Below are 19,604 nucleotides of genomic sequence, written 5' to 3'. Positions count from 1 at the left end.
ATTTCATCACGTCAAAGTCACCAGAGGTCTAGCCATGTCCGATCCCGTAGTCCCGCCGCAAGCCCCGCGTCCGATCGTTTCTTCCGAGCATCTGGCCAGTGAACAGGGGTGGCAGATGAGCGAGTTGGAATACGGGATGATTATCGCCTTCAACGGCTTTTCGCGCTGGATGGTCCGCTGTATGAACGCGACGGGTCTGCATGATTTCAACCCGCTGGATGTACTGGTGTTGCACAATGTTAATCACCGTAAGCGGGAAAAACGCCTCAATGATATCTGCTTTGTGCTCAACATCGAGGACCCGCATACAGTCAATTACTCACTGAAGAAACTGATCAAGGGAAAACTGGTCAAAGGCTCCAAACGGGGCAAGGAAATTTTCTATTCGACCACCGAAGAGGGCATCAAGGCCTGTGCCGAATACCGCAAAATCCGCGACCTCTGCCTGATTGATCCAGCGGTAGCTACAGAGACAAAGTTCGACGAGATTGCCCGAACAGCTCAAATCCTGCGCAGTGTGTCCGGCCTCTACGACCAGGCTTCGCGGGCTGCTGCTTCTTTTTAAGAAGCTCTGATTTGGACGCCTGAAATAACGTAATGTTCTCAAGGTGAATTTTAAGCACAAGACCTGCGATTGTCAGGAACTTCTGCTTCTGTCCCGCTTCCTGTAGCACTACAGGGATAGGTGAGCAGAGCTAAACAAATCATCTAATTATTGCGCTTGCCGGATGTTGCCCAGCGCCCCCAAAATACGAATAATATCGCCAAGATACCCGCACCACGATAACCACAGTAAAAATAACCAGGAGATTTTCAATGAGTGGACTGTTGCCAGATGTAGACCCGGATGGACTTCTAGAGTTCTCTGTTGTCTATACCGATCGCTCCCTCAATCACATGTCCCGATCTTTCCAGACGGTGATGACTGATATCTCCCGGCTTATGAAAAAAGTTTACAATGCCAAGTCTGTCGCGCTGGTTCCCGGCGGCGGCACCTATGCCATGGAGGCTGTTGCCCGGCAGTTCGCCACAGACAAAAAATGCCTGGTGATCCGCAATGGCTGGTTCAGCTATCGCTGGACTCAGATCTTCGAAGCCGGGAATATTCCTGCTGCTTCAACAGTCCTGAAAGCCCGCCAGGTCGGAAGCGGTCCGCAGGCTGCTTTTGCCCCTGTCCCCATTGATGAAGCGGTCAACACTATTCTGAGCGAAAAGCCTGATCTGGTTTTTGCGCCCCATGTTGAGACTTCATCCGGCATGATGCTACCCGACGACTATCTGCGCCAGCTTGCCGAAGCGGTACACTCGGTCGGGGGCATGTTTGTGCTCGATTGCATTGCCTCGGGAACCGTCTGGGTTGATATGGAAGCCACCGGCGTAGATATCCTGATCAGCGCCCCACAAAAGGGCTGGAGCGCCTCCCCCGGCTGCGGTCTGGTCATGATGAATGCCCGCGCAAAAGAGGCTATCGAGCAGACCTCAAGTACAAGCTTTGCCTGTGATCTGAAAAAATGGCTGCAAATCATGCAGGCTTACGAAAACGGTGGCCATGCCTATCACGCCACCATGCCAACCGACAGTCTCGCAACATTTCGCGATGTTATTATCGAAACCGAACAGTATGGTTTTGACAAGGTGCGCGACGAACAGTTGCTTTTGGGCAAAAAAGTCCGGGAGCTTCTGGAAAAACACCAGTTCAAAAGTGTTGCAGCTGAAGGATATCAGGCGCCGGGTGTTGTGGTCAGCTATACAACAGACCCGGAGATCCAGAACGGCAAGAAATTTTCTGCTCAGGGTGTACAGATCGCAGCAGGTGTTCCCCTGCAGTGCGATGAACCCGCAGATTTCCAGACCTTCCGCTTTGGCCTCTTTGGCCTGGACAAGCTTCACAATATTGACCGGACTGTCGAGCAGCTCAAGCAGGTGCTCGGCCAGATCCGGTAACAGTTACTTCAGGCCTTCCCTGAAACTTGAAAAAAGAGCCAAAAAATTCCAGCTCTATTAACCAGAGCTGGAATTTACACTCTTGTCAGAGCAAAACCTTGCCGAAACATTTCTATTTGAAATAGGCCTCAGCCAAATCAGCAACCTCCACAGTCAGCAGGGCCCTATCCTTGAGCAGCACCTGCTTTGCCACCAGAATGGCTTCTCCCAGTGCTTGCTTCTGCACAGCCGTTCGTCCGGGCAACAGCTTGACTGTTGTCGAGACAAAATTCTGTTCTACAGCTCCGGTTTTGAAATGCTCGATTTCCAGAGCGCGTGCCTTGATACTTGCCACCTCAAACAGACCGGATCCAGCCGTGGCCGCGAAGACAGCCTCGACCAGATCCGTTATTGCTATTTTGCTCTTGAGCGGCGCGGCATACTCGATAATGCAGTGGGGCATTCGTCTGTTCTTTCAAATTTTAAAGCAGGGAATAGTTCTGTCAGCTTGCTCTGAATCAGGGTTTCATCATCGCCAGGCGCGCGCCAAAACCAATAAAGACCACACCGGTAATACCCTTGATCCAGCGCTGGAAGCTTTCATTGCGCGCGGCACCGCTTAACCGGGCCAGGAACAAAATCATGCCAGAAAACCAGAGCACATTGATAAGGGCATGCAGGCTGACCAGCAGAAGAGAGTTGGTCATTGCCGCCTCTCCGGGTGTAATAAATTGTGGGAAGGCCGCAAGGTAAAACATCGAGACTTTCGGATTGAGGACGTTGGTCAGAAAGCCTTCGAGAAGGGCAGTAACAAGGGTCCGTTTTCTCGTGATCGGCTTAACTGCCGGCGTCACCAGAGAGCCTTTCTTTTTCAGGCTTTGGCGCAGAGCTTTCAGCCCGAGCCACATGAGGTAAGCTGCACCAACAATCTTCACCAGGGTAAAAAGCTCGGCTGATTTAACCAGCAGCACAGAGATACCAAGAACAGACAGAAGCCCGTGCAGATAGAAGGCTCCGACAAAACCCGCAATATTGGCGAACCCTGCCCCCTTGCCCGACAGAGGAACTGTTTTGGCAATAAGCACACCGTTTGGCCCCGGCGATATCACAAGCAGGGATGCAACCAGAACGAATGAAAGAATTTCTGTAATACCCATTGGACCCCGACTTGTTTTCTACAGTGTCTCCAGAATGCAGACAGAATGAGACTTATTATTCTGCCAGACAACTGTTTTCAGCTTCCAGCGGTCCAGCGCATGGGACAATGTTTAACACCCGCGGTTGTTACCCAATCCCCCATTGCTTCAAATCCCTGGGCAAGGTAAAAATCATGCCCCTGCGAAGAAGCGTTAACATAAAGCTCCTTCAAGGCAAGGCCCTCGCAAAGCTTTTCAAACAGACGGGTCGCCAATTTTTGCCCCTGGGCTTTCTCAGAGACAAAGAACAGCAGAATCTGGTTTCCAGAAACCTCGACATAGCCCGCCAGCTTGTCATCCTCTCCGTGCAGCACCAGTCCTTTTGAGCCTGTTGAAAGGCGAAAAAGCAGCTGCTCCGCACTCAGATACTCCTGGAAATCTTTCCAGCCAGCCTCGTCAAAGTCTTCGGCGATGCTGCGCAGGGCCTCTTGTAAGACCAGCTTGGAAACCTCCTCAAGATCATCAATACCGCAGGGGCGAATCACCCAGCCGTCGTCCAGAAGAGTAATTTCCATAAAGGCCATATGAAGTCTCCGGAAGAATTGAACACTGTTATCTGACCAGACTAACAGTGCCAATCACAGGGAAAAACCTTTTTTGCAGGCCAGCTTCTAATGCTTGATCATCACATGCCGTACTGCTGTGTAATCTTCCAGCGCATAGATCGACATGTCCTTGCCATAACCGGACTGTTTCAATCCTCCATGAGGCATCTCTGTCGTCAGCATGAAGTGGGTATTTACCCAGGTACAGCCATAACGAAGACGCGCTGAAGTTTCCATCGCTCGCCCGACATCCTTGGTCCAGACTGAAGACGCCAGACCATAGTCACTGTCATTTGCCCAGCTGACGGCGTCATCCACGTCCGAGAAACGGGTGACGGAAATTACCGGACCAAAAACTTCCCGCTGAACGATTTCATCCTGCTGTAATGCCCCTGCAATAACCGTTGGTTTGTAATAGAACCCGTTGTCCCCATGGGTACTGCCCCCGGCCGTCACTTCAATATGGCTTAACTCCCGTGCCCGCTCGACAAAACTGGCGACCCGGTCTCGCTGACGCCCCGAAATCAGGGGGCCAATTTCGTTTTCGGTATCATCTTTCAAGTCGTATTTAATGGAATCTGCAGCCGACGAAAGATCCGCAACCAGATTGTCATAGATCTTGTCACTCGCATAAACCCGACAAGCAGCCGTACAGTCCTGCCCGGCATTGTAATACCCAAAAGCCTGGAGCCCCTCGACCACCTCAGACAAGGATGCATCATCGAATACGATAACCGGGGCTTTTCCCCCGAGTTCAAGATGGGTCCGCTTCACCGAATAGGACGCGGCCTGCAACATTTTTTTCCCAGTAGCAACGTCCCCGGTCAGGGAAATCATATCGACTTTCTTGTGGTTGATCAGCTGGTTCCCAACCGTTGCTCCTCGTCCCGGAACAATGTTCACTACACCTTCGGGAAGTTCTTCCGCCAGAATCTTTGCCATCTTCAAAGCAGTCAACGGGGTTTGTTCCGAGGGCTTAAAGACCACTGTATTCCCCCCGGCAATGGCGGGGGCCAGCTTCCAGGCCATCATCATCAAAGGATAGTTCCAGGGTGCAATCGAGGCGACAACCCCGATAGGATCCCGACGAACCATCGATGTAAAGCCCGGCAGATATTCCCCTGCTGCTGCGCTGGTGACACAGCGAACCGCCCCGGCAAAAAAGCGATAGGTATCGACAACACCTGGAATTTCATCTTCTGTTACCCGGCTGATCGGCTTCCCGCAGTTCAGGGATTCCAGCAAGGCAAAGTTCACGGCTTCCGCCTCGATCCGGTCGGCAATTCGCAACAGGCATCCTGCTCTTTCTGCCGGAGATGACCGCGACCAGCTGGCAAAGGCTTTTGCAGCTGCATCAACAGCTGCATCAACTTGTGCGGCAGAAGCCTCGGGCAATTCCAGAATGGTTTCCCCGGTTCTCGGGTTGAGCACTAACTCTGCAGTTTCAGTGCCTTCCTCGAAACGGCCTCCGATCAACAGCTTTGTGTCCATGACAAGATCTCCCTTAGAGTTTGTTATTTTCCGGCTCCGGCCGTATCGGTTCCACTACGGGTCAGGTAGTAAGCACCAAGGATGGGTAAAAAAGTGACCAAAACAACAACCATGGCCACAACGTTGGTCACCGGGCGTTGCCGGGGACGGACCAGTTCCTCCAGCATCCAGATCGGCAAGGTCGCCTGCTGGCCCGCCGTGAAGGTCGTCACAATGACTTCATCAAAAGAAAGGGCGAAGGCCAGCATTCCGCCTGCCAACATTGCCGTGGCGATGTTTGGCAGGACGATATAGCGGAAGGTTTGAAAACTGTTGGCTCCCAGATCCATCGACGCCTCAATCATCGAGATCGAAAGCCGGCGAAACCGGGCAACGGCATTGTTGTAGACAACCACCACACAAAAGGTGGCGTGCCCGAGTATGATTGTCAGCGTCGAATAAGGAATGTCCGCAAGATTAAAAGCAGAGCGCAAGGAAATCCCTGTTACAATTCCCGGCAGGGCAATCGGCAGAATCACCAGTAATGAGATCGCTTCCCGCCCAAAAAAACGTGATCGGGAGACCGCCGCAGCGCAAAGTGTCCCCAAAACCAGAGCAATGACAGTCGAGATCGAAGCCACCTTGACTGATAACCCCAGAGCCTCCCAGACATCGGCCCGGTTCCAGGTCACTTCAAACCAGTCCAGAGTGAGGCCGGGCGGGGGAAACTGGTAGCTGGTTGCCTCGGTCGTAAAGGCATAGAGGAAAATCAACAGCAAAGGCAGATGTAGAAACAACAGGCCTGAAATCGCCGCCAGCTTAAGCCACTTGGAAGAACGTTGATCAGAGCGCATCAAAAGCTCCCTTCCGTTTGGCCATCCAGAGGTAAAAAGCCATGATAACAATAGGGACAACCGCAAAAGCCGCAGCGAGCGGAATATTGCCTGCCGTCCCCTGATGGGCATAGACGGCCTGCCCGATGAAAAGGCGTGATGACCCGACAATCTGGGGAATAATGTAATCGCCAAGGGTCAGCGAGAAGGTAAAGATTGACCCTGCGACAATCCCCGGCAGCGCCAGAGGCAACACAACATATCTGAAGGTTTGCCGCTGTGACGCCCCCAAATCCCCGGATGCCTCCAGTAAATTCGATGGCACCCGCTCAAGCGATGCCTGGATCGGCAGGATCATGAATGGCAGCCACACGTAGAGGAAAACCAGAAAAGTTCCGATATAGCTGACAGACAAAGAGTTCCCTCCGACAACCGGAAGCGCCAGAAGCGCCTCCAGGACGGGCATCAACCCCGCGGCATCAAAAAACCACGACAGAATACCTTCCTTGGCCAGAATCAGTTTCCAGGCATAAACCTTGACCAGATAGCTCGACCAGAGAGGAAGCATCACGCCAAGGTAGAAGACCGCCTTCATACGTCCGCGGGCATAGCGGGCGGCAAAATAGGAAATCGGAAAGGCAATAACCGCAGAAGCAACTGTCACTGCGGTTGCCATCAGGGTTGTGCGCAAAATAATGTCATAGTTGGTTGGGCGCAGCAGCTCCCCATAGGTTTTTAGCGTAAATTCGTACTGAATCAGCCCGGAGAACTCATCAATGGAGAAGAAGCTTTGCAGGAGCAGTGAAAAAAGCGAACCCACATAGATAATACCGAGCCACAACAAGGGTGGCGCCAGCATAAGCAACAGCAACAGCTTGGGTCGCCGCCAGAAAAGATCGGACAACCGTCCTGCCACGCCAGTTCGCCCGTCCCGGGTTTGTATGGAAATAGCCCTGCTCATGTGCTCTCTTCCATTGCATAAAGAGCTCCAGGTTTCACCTGCAGACCGACATGATCCCCCTTGTTCCAGCTTGCTCCGCTGTTCGACAACAGTGCCGAAAGTTCAGTTTCACCAACCTGTATTGTGACCCGGTTTGTCGCCCCGAGATATCTGACGGTTTTGATCGTACCAACAACCCCTGCCCCCTCATGCTTTATCAGGGTCAAAGCTTCAGGTTTCAGGCTCGACCAGCGGGATTGCCCGCCGAGTTGTGCGCTGATCTGCGGAGGAACAAGATTGGAAGAGCCAACAAAGTCAGCGACAAATTTTGTTCTCGGGCGCTGATACACCTCTTCAGGCGTTCCTGTCTGGACGATTCCGCCTTCGTTAAACACGGCAATCTGATCTGCCATGGACAGAGCCTCGGTCTGGTCATGGGTGACAAACACAAAGGTAATGCCCAAACGTTGTTGAAGCGCCTTGAGTTCTTCCTGCATTTGCTCACGCAGTTTTAGATCCAAAGCCCCCAAAGGCTCATCCAGCAGCAACACACGCGGTTTGTTGACCAGAGCCCGGGCCAGGGCAACACGTTGTCGTTGCCCTCCGGAAAGTTGGGCAGGTTTGCGATCGCCATAGCTGTCCAGCTTCACCAGCGAGAGCATCTCGTCAGCCTCCTGATGTCTGAGGCTTTTTTTTACCCCCCGGACCATTAATCCATAGGCAACATTGTCGCGGATAGTCAGATGCGGAAACAGGGCATAGTCCTGAAACACAGTGTTTACAGGACGCCGGTTTGGCGGGGTCGTTTCGCAGGCTTCTCCGAAAATATGTATTGATCCCGCAGAAGGCTGATCAAACCCCGAGATCAGACGCAGACTGGTCGTCTTGCCTGATCCGGATGGACCGAGCATCGCAAAAAAACTTCCCTCGTCGATTTTCAGATCGACCTCATCAACCGCCTTCACCGCACCAAAATGACGGGAGACTTTCTTGAATTCCACCGCAACAGTCATTGATCAATCAGCCAAATTTCTGGGTCCCGCCCGGAAGTTCCAGGCGGGATCTGTTCAAGGGATATCTGGAGTCTCTATTACCGTCCGCCGATAACGCCGATATAGTCAGAAACCCAGCGATAATAGGGAACACACTCTCCCTGGCTATCGCACTTGGATACCGGGGTTTGCCAGAATTTGATCTTATCAAAATCATCAAAGCCATTCGTAGAACAGCCTTCCTTGGTCAGCATGCCACTGCCGTTGGTACAGGCAGCGGGAACCGACGGGTTCGCCCCGAACCAGACTGCCAGATCACTTTGCAGGTTTGATGACAGCGTGTGCTCCATCCATTTGTAGGCACAGTTGGGGTTCGCAGCTTCACTGTGCATCATGGTCGTATCCGCCCAGCCGGTTGCCCCTTCCTTGGGGATGACCGACGCGACGGGCTGTCCTTCACTGGCAAGGATGTTCACCTGAAACGGCCAGGACCCCGAGGCGACAACACCTTCATTTTTGAAATCATCCATCTGGATAAAGGCATCGTGCCAGTAGCGTCCCACCAGTTTGCGCTGATCCCGCAAAAGATTGAGCGCGGCATCATACTGCTCCTGATTCAGCTCATAGGGGCTTTTGATGCCGAGTTCCGGTTTGTGGAACATCAGATAGTTTGCTGCATCGGCGATATGAATCGGACCATCATAAGCCTGAACACGTCCGCTGTTCGACTTGCCATCTGGCAAGGTGGTCTCTTCAAATACAATCGACCAGCTCTCTGGCGCCGCCTCAAAAACCTTGCTGTTATACATCAGCACATTTGGACCCCACATATAGGGCGTGCCATAGTGTTTGCCCTCGACAGTATGCCAGGGTGCTGCCTTCAGACGGTCATCAACCGTAGCCCAGCTCGGGATCAGGCCCGTATCAATCTCCTGAACTCTCTTGCCGGCGATCAACCTCAGAGAAGCATCACCGGATGCTGTCACAAGATCAAAGCCGCCTTCGTTCATCAGGGCAACCATCTCGTCAGAAGTGTTCGCTGTTTTGACGTTAACCTTGCAGCCACTGGCTGTTTCAAATTTTGTTACCCAGTCAAAAGCACTATCTGTCTCGCCCCGCTCGATATAGCCCGGCCAGGCAACAATATTCACCTGACCTTCACTTTCACCAACCGATGCCGCAAAACCAGAGCTTGATGACAAAAGTGACAGGGCCATTACCCCGTATAGAATCTTCCTGTTCATGTGAATTACTCCCGTTGAAACACGAATGACGGAGCTTGTGCTCCCGCTTTTTTATTCGTTTTCTCCAGTGTCTGCTCACCGGGAATATTCGCAATCTCAAAATACAGATTAGTGATATCTCTATTTCCGATATCACTGGCAACTATTTGAAAGAAAGGGATGTTTGAGCAGTTCTGATAAAGTCGCGACTGATGTCACTCAAGGGCGCCCCCCTGCGCCAGGCCAAACCAACCTGAACAGCCGGGAGATCTCCGGAAACATCGCGAATTTCAATCCGATCCCCTTCCAGAGACCAGGGCCTGTACACCAGGTTTGGCAGCAAGGCCACACCAGCCCCTGTTGCCACCAGACTTCGAACCGCCTCAACAGAGCGTGTGCGAAACGCAACATTCGGACGTGCCCCAAGAGAAGAAAGCAGGGCAGAGGTACTTTCCTCAATCTCATCAACCGATAACATAATCAGTGGTTCGGCCGCGACATCCTCAATCGAGATTGCCTCTTTGCCTGCAAGATCATGCCCCATGGGCAGCCAGAGACGATAGGGAGAAACCTCGAGGGTTTCGACCTGCAAGGCACCCCGGTTATGCAGGCTTGATGTCACCAAAACCGCGACATCCAGCTCCCCGCCGATCAGAAGATGCTCAAGATATTCTCCGTTGTCCTCGATTGCCGACACCTCTACCTGCGGATAAGCCCGGCGAAATCGCGACAGGATTTCTGAAAGAACATAGCCGGCGACCAGAGAAGTGACCCCCAAAGACAGCTTTCCGGTTTTTGTTTTGGGATCTGCCTCGAACAACAGCCGCGCATCGGAAACATCGGCAAGTATTTTCTGTGCATGGCGTAAAAACTGATGCCCGACATGCGTGATTTCCAGACTGCGCGATCGCCTTAGAAATAACTCCACCCCCAGATCTGCTTCCAGAGACTTTACCGCTTCGGTGACAGACGATTGAGAAATAGACAGGGCACGTGCCGCACCAGAGACTGTCCCCTGTTCAGAGACCGCTACAAAAAACTGAAGCTGTCGTATTGTAAAAGCCATCACCGCCTCAATTTCCAATGCAGGAGCAGACAAACCTCTGCCTGCCCTCAATAGCAACCGATCATACTGATATCGACCGAGACAGGGAACTCAAAACCCTTCCCCGTTGTTCCTTCCCCGTTGTTCCTTCCCCGTTGTTCCTTCAGGGAACGACTGTTATGGTGGCCCGCTTTTTCCACGCCCATACTGCATACGACCAACAGCAAGAGTAAGAGAACGATGACGACTGAACAGGATCTGCATGCCCGTAGTGATGCAAAATGTGAACTCTGCGGTGCTAGCGACAATTTGACGGTCTATGCGGTGCCTCCCGCCTCGGATGAGACAGCAGAACAGTCCATCCTGGCCTGTGCGAGCTGTCAGGGACAGATCGAGGACGAAGGTGCACTCGACGCCAACCACTGGCGCTGCCTCAATGACAGCATGTGGACGCCGGTTCCAGCCGTGCAGGTCATGGCCTGGCGGATGCTGTCCCGTCTTAACAACGAAATCTGGGCCCAGGATCTTCTTGCTCAATTGTATCTGGATGATGAAACCCTGGCCTGGGCACAAGCCGACGGAAACAGTGGCGACAATGATACCGATGAAAAGCACCTCGATTCAAACGGAGCCGAACTCCTTTCCGGCGATACCGTCACCCTGATCAAGGACCTTAACGTCAAGGGTGCCAATTTCACTGCCAAACGCGGGACTGCAGTGCGGGGTATCTCGCTTGTACAGGGCAATCCCGAACAGATCGAAGGACGTGTCAGTGGGCAGCAGATCGTTATTCTGACCAAATTTGTCAAAAAATCCTGATCACGACAGAACATAGGGCGCTCAAAAATCAAACAAATATCAAACAGGCCGCTGAAGCGGCCTGTTTGATTCTTGAAAGATCAGATTGTATCTAAGCGCTTGATCTACACTTTTTTGCGCCGTTTACGCGCGAACATATTGAGCATCTCTACAAAAGCAGAGAATGCCATTGCTGCGTAGATATAGCCTTTTGGTACATGTACGCCGAAACCATCGGCAATCAGCACCATACCGATCATCAGCAGGAACCCGAGCGCCAACATAACAATCGTCGGGTTTGCTTCGATGAACTTGGCCAGAGGTGTCGCCGCAAATAACATCACGGCGACAGCAACAATCACCGCTATTACCATAATTGGCAAATGAGGCGTCATACCCACAGCCGTAATAATACTATCGATAGAAAACACCAGATCCAAAACCAGAATTTGCCCCAGTACAGCGGTCATTCCACTCACCGCTTTTCCACCAGGACCATCATCCTTTTCTTCTGGGCTCATACTATGGTGTATTTCGTTTGTCGCTTTCCAGACCAGAAAAAGCCCCCCTGCAATCAGGATCAGATCGCGCCAGGAGAAGGCCTGTTCGAAGACAGTGAAAATAGGTTCTACAAGCTGAACAATAAACGCAATGGTGCCAAGCAATGCCAGGCGGAAAACCAGAGCCAGACTGAGCCCAAAAACCCGAGCTTTTTTACGCTGTTCTTGCGGAAGTTTATTGGTCAGGATCGAGACAAAGATAAGATTGTCGATCCCCAGAACAACTTCCATCACAATCAACGTGGCCAAGGCAATCCACGCCGCAGGATCGAGAAACAGTACCAGCAAGCTATCCATGAAAATTCCATTTGTTTGGCAACCTGTCAGAACAACAGATCAGGGTGAAGTGGATAACGCTCTCCAGGTCATTCAACTCCCGGACAACAAGCATAGAAAAATATACAGGAAAGCTGAAAAATCGGCATAAAAAAAGCCCGGGCATCTCAGCCCGGGCTTTTCAAAATCATAATCGTCTTATCAGCCAGCAGCGTTTAGCATGGCCTCAGACAATCCGATCTGTTTTCTTGCGGCGTCACGAGCAGCATCATCCTTGGCATCGGAAAGATCTTCCTTTGCATCCTGGAGCTGCTGCTTGACTGCTGCCTTGTCGATTTCCCCAACACGCAGGGCGATCTCGGCTAGAACAGTACAGCGTTCTCCCGTCACCTCGGCAAATCCGCCAGCAACGAAGATACGCTCACTGACCTCTTTACCAGAGTAGATAGCGATCACGCCCGGACGAACCGTGGAGATCATGGGTGCGTGACGCGGCAGCACACCAAAGTCCCCGTCTTCACCAGGGACGACAACCATGTCGACACTCTGGGAAAAAAGGAGTTTCTCTGGTGAAACGAGTTCGAATTCGACCTGCTCTTTGGCCATCAATCTCTTCCTGTTACCGGTCTAATAAAAGTTACCTGCAAAAACCTTAGGCAGCAGCAGCAGCCATTTTCTCGGCTTTGGCAATAGCTTCATCAATGGTACCAACCATGTAGAAAGCCGCTTCTGGCAGGTGATCATATTCACCGGCAAGAATGCCTTTAAAACCGCGAATGGTTTCTTCAAGCGGAACCTGAACACCAGGAGAACCGGTGAAGACTTCAGCCACGTCAAATGGCTGTGACAGGAAGCGCTGGATCTTACGAGCACGCGCAACAGTCATTTTGTCATCTTCCGACAGTTCATCCATACCCAGAATAGCGATGATGTCCTGCAGGTCTTTGTAAGACTGCAGCACACGCTGAACGCCACGGGCAGTTTGATAGTGCTCATCACCAATCGCTGAAGGCTCGAGAATACGGCTGGTGGAATCCAGTGGATCCACAGCAGGATAAATCCCGAGTTCGGCGATCTGACGGGACAGAACGGTTGTCGCATCAAGGTGGGAGAAGGTTGTCGCAGGCGCAGGGTCGGTCAAGTCATCCGCAGGAACGTAAACGGCCTGTACAGATGTAATGGAACCCTTTTTCGTAGAGGTAATACGCTCCTGCATGGCACCCATATCGGTACCAAGTGTTGGCTGATAACCAACCGCAGAAGGAATACGTCCCAGAAGCGCTGAAATTTCAGAACCGGCCTGTGTGAAACGGAAGATGTTATCCACGAAGAACAGAACGTCCTGACCTTCTTCATCACGGAAGTATTCCGCCTGTGTCAGACCAGTCAGCGCAACACGTGCACGGGCTCCGGGAGGCTCGTTCATCTGGCCATAAACCAGCGCACATTTACTGTCGCCTTCCAGCTTGATAACACCGGATTCGATCATTTCGTGGTACAGATCGTTCCCTTCACGGGTACGCTCACCAACACCCGCAAACACAGAGTACCCACCGTGTGTTTTCGCAATGTTGTTAATCAGTTCCATGATTGTCACGGTTTTACCAACACCGGCACCACCGAACAAACCAATTTTACCACCCTTAGCATAAGGACAGAGCAAATCGATAACCTTGATCCCTGTTACCAGGATCTCGGCATCAGTTGCCTGCTCAGAAAACGCAGGAGCGGAACGGTGAATTGGGAAAGTCTTTTTGTTGCCAATCGGGCCACGTTCGTCAATTGGTTCCCCAACAACGTTCATGATACGACCCAATGTTTCAGGACCAACAGGAACGTTGATCGAATCACCGGTACCAACAACTTCCTGACCACGTGTCAGGCCTTCTGTTGCATCCATGGCAATGGCGCGGACTGTATTCTCACCGAGGTGCTGTGCAACCTCGAGAACCAGGCGTTTGCCATCATTCTGTGTTTCTAGAGCATCCAGAATTTCAGGCAATGCACCTGAAAACTGAATATCAACCACCGGTCCGAGGACCTGTGTAATTTTACCGATATGCTTTACAGCCATTTGTCTAACTCCTTAGCCAGTGCGCTTGCCAGGGCTCTCTAATCAGAGAGCTTCCTTGGCGGAGATAATTTCAATCAATTCGTTCGTGATGTTTGCCTGACGGGTTCTGTTGTACTGAATCGACAGACGGTCAATCATCTCGCCGGCATTGCGTGTCGCGTTGTCCATAGCAGACATACGGGCACCGTGCTCACTGGCGTTGTTTTCAAGCATTGCCTTGAAAATCTGAACAGCGATGTTGCGCGGCAACAGGTCGCTCAGGATTTTCTCGTCAGAAGGTTCGTAGTCATAGATACCACCCTCGGACAAAGCCGGTGCTTCTGCAGCGCCTTCCGCTTCAAACGGGATCAACTGCTGAGCCGTTGGAACCTGAGAAATCACAGATTTAAACTTGGCGTAAAAAACTGTGCAAACATCAAATTCACCAGCTTTGAACATTGCCAGTACACGATCAGCGACGGTAGCGGCCTTGTCAAAACCCAAGCTCGGCTTTGCAACATCTTCAAGAGTACCAACGATGTTCTCTCTGAAGCTGCGGCGCAACTGATCGCGAGATTTGCGACCAACGCAGAAAATCTTCACAGTTTTCCCAGCGCGGATCAGGGCATTTGCCTTGTTGCGGGCTTCTTTCACAATATTGGAGTTGAAGCCCCCACAAAGTCCACGATCAGCCGCAGCAACAATCAGCAGATGAACGTCGTCTTTACCCGTACCGACAAGAAGAGGTGAAGCCCCCGGCTGTTTGCCCGCTGATGCAGCAAGAGAACCGAGCATCCGTTCCATACGCTCGGCGTATGGTCGGGATGCTTCAGCCTGTTCCTGTGCACGGCGAAGCTTTGCCGCGGCAACCATCTTCATGGCTGACGTGATCTTCTGCGTCGACTTAACGCTGGAGATCCTTAGTTTCAGGTCGTTCAAGTTTGGCATGTTGTTACTCGTTTCCCACAGCCATTAAACTCTGGACCGCCAGTCTCTTATACAAAGGTCTTGGCGAAATTATCCATGAAAGCTTTCAGTTTGCCTTCAGTGTCGGCAGACATGGCTTTCTCTTTACGGATCGTTTCCAGAATGTCCTGGCCGTTGCCACGAACTTCAGACAGAAGCTTTGCTTCGAAACGACTAACGTCTTTGACGTCAATCTTGTCGAGGTAGCCCTTCACGCCGGAGTAGATAACAACAACCTGCTCTTCAACAGTCTGTGGCTTGTACTGTGGCTGCTTGAGCAGCTCAACCAGACGAGAACCACGGGCCAGCAAACGCTGTGTTGCAGCATCAAGATCAGAAGCGAACTGAGAGAAAGCTTCCATTTCACGATACTGAGCCAGCTCAAGCTTGATGCTACCAGCAACCTGCTTCATGGCTTTGATCTGCGCAGCAGAACCAACACGGGAAACTGACAGACCAACGTTAACCGCCGGGCGGATACCTTTGTTGAAAAGGTTTGTTTCCAGGAAGATCTGACCATCGGTAATCGAAATCACGTTGGTCGGAATAAAAGCAGAAACGTCACCACCCTGTGTCTCGATCACAGGCAGCGCTGTCAGAGAGCCTGCGCCGTGTTCGTCATTGAGCTTGCAAGAACGCTCAAGCAGACGGGAGTGAAGATAGAAAACGTCACCAGGATAAGCTTCACGTCCAGGAGGACGACGGAGCAGAAGGGACATCTGACGATAAGCAACAGCCTGCTTGGACAGATCGTCATAAACGATCACAGCATGCATCGCATTGTCGCGGAAGTACTCGCCCATGGCAGCGCCTGTGTAAGGGGCCAGGAACTGTAGCGGTGCAGGATCGGACGCCGTCGCAGCAACAACAATGGAATAATCCATCGCGCCGTTTTCTTCGAGGGTCTTCACCAGACGGGCAACAGTGGAACGCTTCTGACCAACAGCAACGTAGATACAGAACAGCTTTTCGCTTTCGCTTGCTGCCGCATCGTTGGTTACTTTTTGGTTCAGGATCGCATCCAGAGCAATCGCGGTCTTACCAGTCTGACGGTCACCAATGATCAGCTCACGCTGGCCACGACCGATTGGAATAAGGCTGTCGATTGACTTGATACCGGTCTGCATCGGCTCGTGAACGGACTTACGTGGAATGATGCCAGGGGCTTTCACTTCCACACGAGAACGTGTCACGTCCTTCAGAGGACCTTTACCGTCAATAGGCTCACCGAGACCATCAACAACGCGACCCAGCAGACCTTTGCCTGTTGGTACGTCAACGATGGAGCCGGTCCGTTTGACCGTATCGCCTTCTTTAATGCCACGGTCATCACCGAAAAGCACGACACCAACGTTGTCGACTTCAAGGTTAAGGGCCATACCCTTAATGCCGTTTGCAAATTCAACCATCTCACCAGCCTGGACATTGTCCAGACCATAGATGCGAGCCACACCATCACCCACAGACAAAACCTGGCCTACTTCGGCCACATCGGCGTCAGTGCCAAAGTTTTCAATCTGATTTTTGAGGATGGTAGAGATTTCAGCGGCGCGGATATCCATTAGCCAACCCCTTTCATCACCAGTTCAAGTCTCTGTAATTTTGTTCTTAAGGAGCTATCGACCATGCGGCTACCAACCTTCACGATCATGCCCCCGATTAGCGATTCATCGACAGTTACGTCAACTTCGACTGAGCCACCGACAGAAGATTTCAATGCATCTGCAATGGCCTTCTGTTGTGTCTTCGTCAATTCATGTGCAGCAGTAACCTGCGCTCTAACTTCGCCGCGGCGACGCGTCAATTCCGCCAGGAAGGCGTCTGCCATGTCTGTCAGCACAGCAAGGCGACGGTTTTCAGCAACAGTCAAAACAAAGTTGCGTGTCACATCATTGACACCCGACTTGTCCAGAATTGCGGAAAGCCCCTTTACCTGCTGTTCGCGAGTATAGAGCGGAGAGCTGAGTAAATTCTGCAAGTCAGCACTGTCCAAAACGAGTTGTTTCAGTCCAGCAAGATCTGCAGCAACTGCATCCAGTGCAGTCTTTTCCTCGGCAATATCAAGCAACGCTAATGCATAGCGTCCTGCCAAGCTGTTCAAGCTAGTGTTATCGCCTGCCAAGCCGGTTGCCCCCAAGATAAGCCAGAAATTGACCCTGCCTGTACAGGTCGCATTTCAGTGAAGCCGAAACTCAATAAGAATAAGACAGTGTGCCAAGCACAACTATCTTCAGGCGCGGGTTTGGTATCACAGTCATAACAGGGTTTCAAGCGAGTCCGACGAAAGATTACAGCTTTTAACGCAGTCTTTTTTTCAATAACGACAGAAAGCTCCCCTGATAACGCCAGCGAAGTCCCTGTTTCTCCTTAAAAATAAGTCATTTGGAGGAACATTTGCCGCACCTGAGGCATAAAAAAAAACTTTCCGCCTCTTCTGCTGCACCAGCCTTCCGGCTCTGGCTAACCCGATGAACAGCTAAAGAAAAGAGTAAGGATCAATATCAACAACAACGCGGACTCGCGAAGGAGACTTGAGTCCCTGTAACCAGCTGCGTGCCACCGCTTGTGGAGCAACTGAGCGGCGCGTCATCACAAGGAATCGGCGTCGATATTTCCCCCGCAGCAAGGAAAGAGGCGCCGGAGCAGGACCGAGAATCCGCGCCCCGTCAATAGTCGGGATAGCCCGGGCCATGGTTGCACAGAAATTATCCAGCTCGGCTTCATCGGGCCCGGAAACGATGACTGCAGCCAGCCTCCCGAAAGGCGGCAACCCGCCCCGGGATCTTGTTTCGGCCTCAATCTCAAGAAACTTGTCCCGGTCTCCGGCTTTGAGCGTCTGCATCACTGGATGTTGCGGGTCAGAGGTCTGCAGAATAACCCGTCCCTTGTGCTCGGCACGCCCCGCTCGCCCGGCGACCTGATGCAGCAACTGAAAAGTGCGTTCAGCCGCCCGAAGATCCCCTCCAAACAGCCCAAGATCTGCATCCACGACCCCGACCAGCGTCAGATAAGGAAAGTGATAGCCCTTGGCCACCACCTGTGTCCCGACCAGGAGATCGACCTCTCTCTTTTCAATCCGCTCGACCATCTCCCGTGTTGCAGCCGGGGAGGTAAGCGTATCACTGGCCATCAAGCCGATCCGGGCATCGGGGAAAAGTTTCTTCGCCTCCTCCACGATCCGCTCCACCCCTGGGCCACAGGGCACAAGTGACCCCTCGGAATCACAGGAAGGGCAGCTGTCAGGCAATCGTGTATTGTATCCGCAATGATGGCATTGCAATCGCGAGAAGCGCCGGTGCTCGACCAGCCAGGCAGTGCAATGAGGACATTGCAACCGGTGACCACAGGTTCGGCAAAGCGTCAGCGGCGCATATCCTCTCCTGTTCAGGAACAGCATTGCCTGCTCCCCCGCCTCCAGCGTCTGCCGGATTGCTCCACGCAAAGCCTGGGACAGCCATCCCTGTCCGCTATCCAGTCGTTCCGGTTTGTCGAATCGCAAATCAACCAGTTCAACATCCGGCATGCCCGCGCCGCCGTGACGTCCTGACAAAACCAGGCGTTCATATCTGCCATTCTGGACATTGACCATGGTCTCCAGCGCCGGCGTCGCCGATGCCAGAACCACCGGACAGCCACAGCCTTTCGCCCGAACCACAGCCATATCCCGGGCGTGATAACAAACTCCTTCTTCCTGTTTGAAAGAAGCCTCGTGCTCTTCATCTACAATAATCAGGCCGAGCTTCTCATAGGGCAGAAACAGGGATGAACGGGCGCCAACCACCACGGATGCCTTGCCCTCCGACACTGCACGCCAGGTCTTTCGGCGCAGCGCGGGCGTCAATTCAGAATGCCATTCCGCCGGACGCACAGCGAATCGCTGTTCAAAGCGGTCGAGCCACTGGCTGGAAAGCGCGATTTCAGGCAACAACACCAGAATCTGTTGCCCCTCCCCGAGGGCCGCTTCTATCGCTTCAAAGTAAACCTCGGTCTTGCCTGATCCCGTCACCCCGTCCAGAACAACTGCGGCAAAATTTCCGGCCCGGACCTTGCTGATCAGATCATCCGCAGCCGCTCTCTGGTCTTCCGACAGGTCAGGCCCCTTGATATCCGCGGGAGGGAGCGGGAAAGAGAAATCCGGTACTTCGAAATAGCCTTCAACAACCCCGGCCTGTTCAAGCCCCTTGATCACCGAGTTTGACACCCCTGCTTCCCTGGCCAGGTCAGCCCCTGTCCAGCCGCCACTCTCCGCAAGCAGATCCAGCACCTTCTGCCTGGCCGCTGTTATTCGGAAAGATTGATCAACAGCATCGGACAGCCCCTGACGATACAGCTTCTGACCAGCAACAGATTCAAGCGCCTGAGGAACCGAGAGAACCATCTTCAACACAGATCCCCGCGGAAAGAGGGTATAGGCTGCCACCCACTCGATGAACTGGCGGAGTTCATCGTTAATCAGGGGTAGATCAGAAATTTCCTCAATCTGTCGTAACTTTCCATACGGGACAGAAGTATCTGGTTCGCCATCCCAGATCACACCGGGCAGAATCCTTTTCCCTATTGGCACCATAACAATCTGACCGGGTTGCAGCGGTTTTCCCCCGGCGCTTCCCTCTGGCGCCAGATAATCATAGGGACCTTCGACAGGCAAAATCACCTGGACACGATAGCGGCAGAGTTCCGGAACCGTCTCTTCAAACAACATCAGATCGTCTCCGATACCCACTACTGTCCCTAACTTCATGATGTTTTGATTATTGCGCTGGAGTTTGCTGCTCTTGCATCAG

19 protein-coding genes are annotated in these 19,604 nt (G+C 52.4%); 3 read left to right on the top strand and 16 right to left on the bottom strand.

What is annotated here, in order from left to right; all coding sequences use genetic code 11:
- Nucleotides 1-34: 34 nt before the first annotated feature.
- A complete protein-coding gene (locus B152_RS0113860; protein ID WP_020593030.1) occupies nucleotides 35-565 on the top strand; it encodes a winged helix DNA-binding protein in 531 nt (176 codons plus the stop codon).
- 251 nt (nucleotides 566-816) lie between these two features.
- Nucleotides 817-1,944: an aminotransferase class V-fold PLP-dependent enzyme gene (locus B152_RS0113855; RefSeq protein WP_020593029.1), complete on the top strand. Its 1,128-nt coding sequence runs from the start codon at nucleotides 817-819 to the stop codon at nucleotides 1,942-1,944.
- 112 nt (nucleotides 1,945-2,056) lie between these two features.
- On the opposite strand, the gene B152_RS0113850 is transcribed toward B152_RS0113855, so the two are convergent.
- The 9 genes from B152_RS0113850 to B152_RS0113810 all read right to left on the bottom strand — a co-directional run bounded on the left by B152_RS0113850 (nucleotide 2,057) and on the right by B152_RS0113810 (nucleotide 10,188).
- Entirely contained in the window at nucleotides 2,057-2,386 is a 330-nt protein-coding gene (locus B152_RS0113850; RefSeq protein ID WP_020593028.1) for a 5-carboxymethyl-2-hydroxymuconate Delta-isomerase, read from the bottom strand.
- A 55-nt stretch (nucleotides 2,387-2,441) separates the two neighbouring features.
- Entirely contained in the window at nucleotides 2,442-3,080 is a 639-nt protein-coding gene (locus B152_RS0113845) for a LysE family translocator (RefSeq protein ID WP_020593027.1), read from the bottom strand.
- A gap of 77 nt (nucleotides 3,081-3,157) precedes the next feature.
- Nucleotides 3,158-3,643, bottom strand: a complete 486-nt coding sequence (locus B152_RS0113840) for a GNAT family N-acetyltransferase (RefSeq protein ID WP_020593026.1) — start codon at nucleotides 3,641-3,643, stop codon at nucleotides 3,158-3,160.
- 87 nt (nucleotides 3,644-3,730) lie between these two features.
- Nucleotides 3,731-5,155, bottom strand: coding sequence for a gamma-aminobutyraldehyde dehydrogenase (locus B152_RS0113835; RefSeq protein WP_020593025.1), 1,425 nt, complete (start codon nucleotides 5,153-5,155; stop codon nucleotides 3,731-3,733).
- A gap of 23 nt (nucleotides 5,156-5,178) precedes the next feature.
- Entirely contained in the window at nucleotides 5,179-5,988 is an 810-nt protein-coding gene (locus tag B152_RS0113830; RefSeq protein WP_020593024.1) for an ABC transporter permease, read from the bottom strand.
- Complete coding sequence (locus tag B152_RS0113825) at nucleotides 5,978-6,928, bottom strand: ABC transporter permease (RefSeq protein WP_020593023.1); 951 nt, start codon at nucleotides 6,926-6,928, stop codon at nucleotides 5,978-5,980. Before B152_RS0113825 ends, B152_RS0113830 begins: the two co-directional genes overlap by 11 nt.
- Nucleotides 6,925-7,920 (bottom strand): ABC transporter ATP-binding protein, encoded by a 996-nt coding sequence (locus B152_RS0113820; RefSeq protein WP_020593022.1) that lies wholly within the window; start codon nucleotides 7,918-7,920, stop codon nucleotides 6,925-6,927. The genes B152_RS0113825 and B152_RS0113820 overlap by 4 nt, the downstream gene beginning before the upstream one ends.
- Before the next feature lie 77 nt (nucleotides 7,921-7,997).
- Entirely contained in the window at nucleotides 7,998-9,143 is a 1,146-nt protein-coding gene (locus B152_RS0113815; RefSeq protein WP_026261557.1) for an ABC transporter substrate-binding protein, read from the bottom strand.
- Nucleotides 9,144-9,285: 142 nt separating this feature from the next.
- Entirely contained in the window at nucleotides 9,286-10,188 is a 903-nt protein-coding gene (locus B152_RS0113810) for a LysR family transcriptional regulator (RefSeq protein ID WP_026261556.1), read from the bottom strand.
- A 219-nt stretch (nucleotides 10,189-10,407) separates the two neighbouring features.
- Between B152_RS0113810 and B152_RS26440 the strand changes: the two genes are divergently transcribed.
- Complete coding sequence (locus B152_RS26440; protein ID WP_020593019.1) at nucleotides 10,408-10,986, top strand: PhnA domain-containing protein; 579 nt, start codon at nucleotides 10,408-10,410, stop codon at nucleotides 10,984-10,986.
- 104 nt (nucleotides 10,987-11,090) lie between these two features.
- Here B152_RS26440 and B152_RS0113800 read toward each other — a convergent pair whose 3' ends face one another.
- The 7 genes from B152_RS0113800 to B152_RS0113765 all read right to left on the bottom strand — a co-directional run bounded on the left by B152_RS0113800 (nucleotide 11,091) and on the right by B152_RS0113765 (nucleotide 19,561).
- A complete protein-coding gene (locus tag B152_RS0113800) occupies nucleotides 11,091-11,822 on the bottom strand; it encodes a TerC family protein (protein WP_020593018.1) in 732 nt (243 codons plus the stop codon).
- Between the two features lie 180 nt (nucleotides 11,823-12,002).
- A complete protein-coding gene (locus B152_RS0113790; protein ID WP_020593016.1) occupies nucleotides 12,003-12,407 on the bottom strand; it encodes a F0F1 ATP synthase subunit epsilon in 405 nt (134 codons plus the stop codon).
- A gap of 46 nt (nucleotides 12,408-12,453) precedes the next feature.
- Nucleotides 12,454-13,875: a F0F1 ATP synthase subunit beta gene (atpD, locus tag B152_RS0113785; RefSeq protein WP_020593015.1), complete on the bottom strand. Its 1,422-nt coding sequence runs from the start codon at nucleotides 13,873-13,875 to the stop codon at nucleotides 12,454-12,456.
- 42 nt (nucleotides 13,876-13,917) lie between these two features.
- Entirely contained in the window at nucleotides 13,918-14,802 is an 885-nt protein-coding gene (locus B152_RS0113780; RefSeq protein ID WP_026261555.1) for a F0F1 ATP synthase subunit gamma, read from the bottom strand.
- Between the two features lie 47 nt (nucleotides 14,803-14,849).
- Complete coding sequence (gene atpA, locus B152_RS0113775) at nucleotides 14,850-16,382, bottom strand: F0F1 ATP synthase subunit alpha (RefSeq protein WP_020593013.1); 1,533 nt, start codon at nucleotides 16,380-16,382, stop codon at nucleotides 14,850-14,852.
- Nucleotides 16,382-16,921 (bottom strand): F0F1 ATP synthase subunit delta, encoded by a 540-nt coding sequence (locus tag B152_RS0113770; protein WP_211212206.1) that lies wholly within the window; start codon nucleotides 16,919-16,921, stop codon nucleotides 16,382-16,384. Before B152_RS0113770 ends, atpA begins: the two co-directional genes overlap by 1 nt.
- 375 nt (nucleotides 16,922-17,296) lie before the next feature.
- On the bottom strand, nucleotides 17,297-19,561 hold the full coding sequence (locus B152_RS0113765; protein ID WP_211212205.1) for a primosomal protein N': 2,265 nt from the start codon (nucleotides 19,559-19,561) through the stop codon (nucleotides 17,297-17,299).
- Between the last annotated feature and the right edge of the window lie 43 nt (nucleotides 19,562-19,604).

The organism is Kiloniella laminariae DSM 19542 (assembly GCF_000374005.1).
Classification (GTDB): Bacteria; Pseudomonadota; Alphaproteobacteria; order Kiloniellales; family Kiloniellaceae; genus Kiloniella; species Kiloniella laminariae.
Note: the sequence above shows the minus strand (reverse complement) of the source record. Positions and strands in the feature narration are given on the sequence as shown.

What these genes read in the sequence shown, in the direction of transcription:
- B152_RS0113860 (WP_020593030.1), top strand. Translation starts at nt 35, where the DNA reads ATGTCCGATCCCGTAGTCCCGCCGCAAGCCCCGCGTCCGATCGTTTCT.
- B152_RS0113855 (WP_020593029.1), top strand. Translation starts at nt 817, where the DNA reads ATGAGTGGACTGTTGCCAGATGTAGACCCGGATGGACTTCTAGAGTTC.
- B152_RS0113850 (WP_020593028.1), bottom strand. Translation starts at nt 2,386, where the DNA reads ATGCCCCACTGCATTATCGAGTATGCCGCGCCGCTCAAGAGCAAAATA.
- B152_RS0113845 (WP_020593027.1), bottom strand. Translation starts at nt 3,080, where the DNA reads ATGGGTATTACAGAAATTCTTTCATTCGTTCTGGTTGCATCCCTGCTT.
- B152_RS0113840 (WP_020593026.1), bottom strand. Translation starts at nt 3,643, where the DNA reads ATGGCCTTTATGGAAATTACTCTTCTGGACGACGGCTGGGTGATTCGC.
- B152_RS0113835 (WP_020593025.1), bottom strand. Translation starts at nt 5,155, where the DNA reads ATGGACACAAAGCTGTTGATCGGAGGCCGTTTCGAGGAAGGCACTGAA.
- B152_RS0113830 (WP_020593024.1), bottom strand. Translation starts at nt 5,988, where the DNA reads ATGCGCTCTGATCAACGTTCTTCCAAGTGGCTTAAGCTGGCGGCGATT.
- B152_RS0113825 (WP_020593023.1), bottom strand. Translation starts at nt 6,928, where the DNA reads ATGAGCAGGGCTATTTCCATACAAACCCGGGACGGGCGAACTGGCGTG.
- B152_RS0113820 (WP_020593022.1), bottom strand. Translation starts at nt 7,920, where the DNA reads ATGACTGTTGCGGTGGAATTCAAGAAAGTCTCCCGTCATTTTGGTGCG.
- B152_RS0113815 (WP_026261557.1), bottom strand. Translation starts at nt 9,143, where the DNA reads ATGAACAGGAAGATTCTATACGGGGTAATGGCCCTGTCACTTTTGTCA.
- B152_RS0113810 (WP_026261556.1), bottom strand. Translation starts at nt 10,188, where the DNA reads ATGGCTTTTACAATACGACAGCTTCAGTTTTTTGTAGCGGTCTCTGAA.
- B152_RS26440 (WP_020593019.1), top strand. Translation starts at nt 10,408, where the DNA reads ATGACGACTGAACAGGATCTGCATGCCCGTAGTGATGCAAAATGTGAA.
- B152_RS0113800 (WP_020593018.1), bottom strand. Translation starts at nt 11,822, where the DNA reads ATGGATAGCTTGCTGGTACTGTTTCTCGATCCTGCGGCGTGGATTGCC.
- B152_RS0113790 (WP_020593016.1), bottom strand. Translation starts at nt 12,407, where the DNA reads ATGGCCAAAGAGCAGGTCGAATTCGAACTCGTTTCACCAGAGAAACTC.
- atpD (WP_020593015.1), bottom strand. Translation starts at nt 13,875, where the DNA reads ATGGCTGTAAAGCATATCGGTAAAATTACACAGGTCCTCGGACCGGTG.
- B152_RS0113780 (WP_026261555.1), bottom strand. Translation starts at nt 14,802, where the DNA reads ATGCCAAACTTGAACGACCTGAAACTAAGGATCTCCAGCGTTAAGTCG.
- atpA (WP_020593013.1), bottom strand. Translation starts at nt 16,382, where the DNA reads ATGGATATCCGCGCCGCTGAAATCTCTACCATCCTCAAAAATCAGATT.
- B152_RS0113765 (WP_211212205.1), bottom strand. Translation starts at nt 19,561, where the DNA reads ATGAAGTTAGGGACAGTAGTGGGTATCGGAGACGATCTGATGTTGTTT.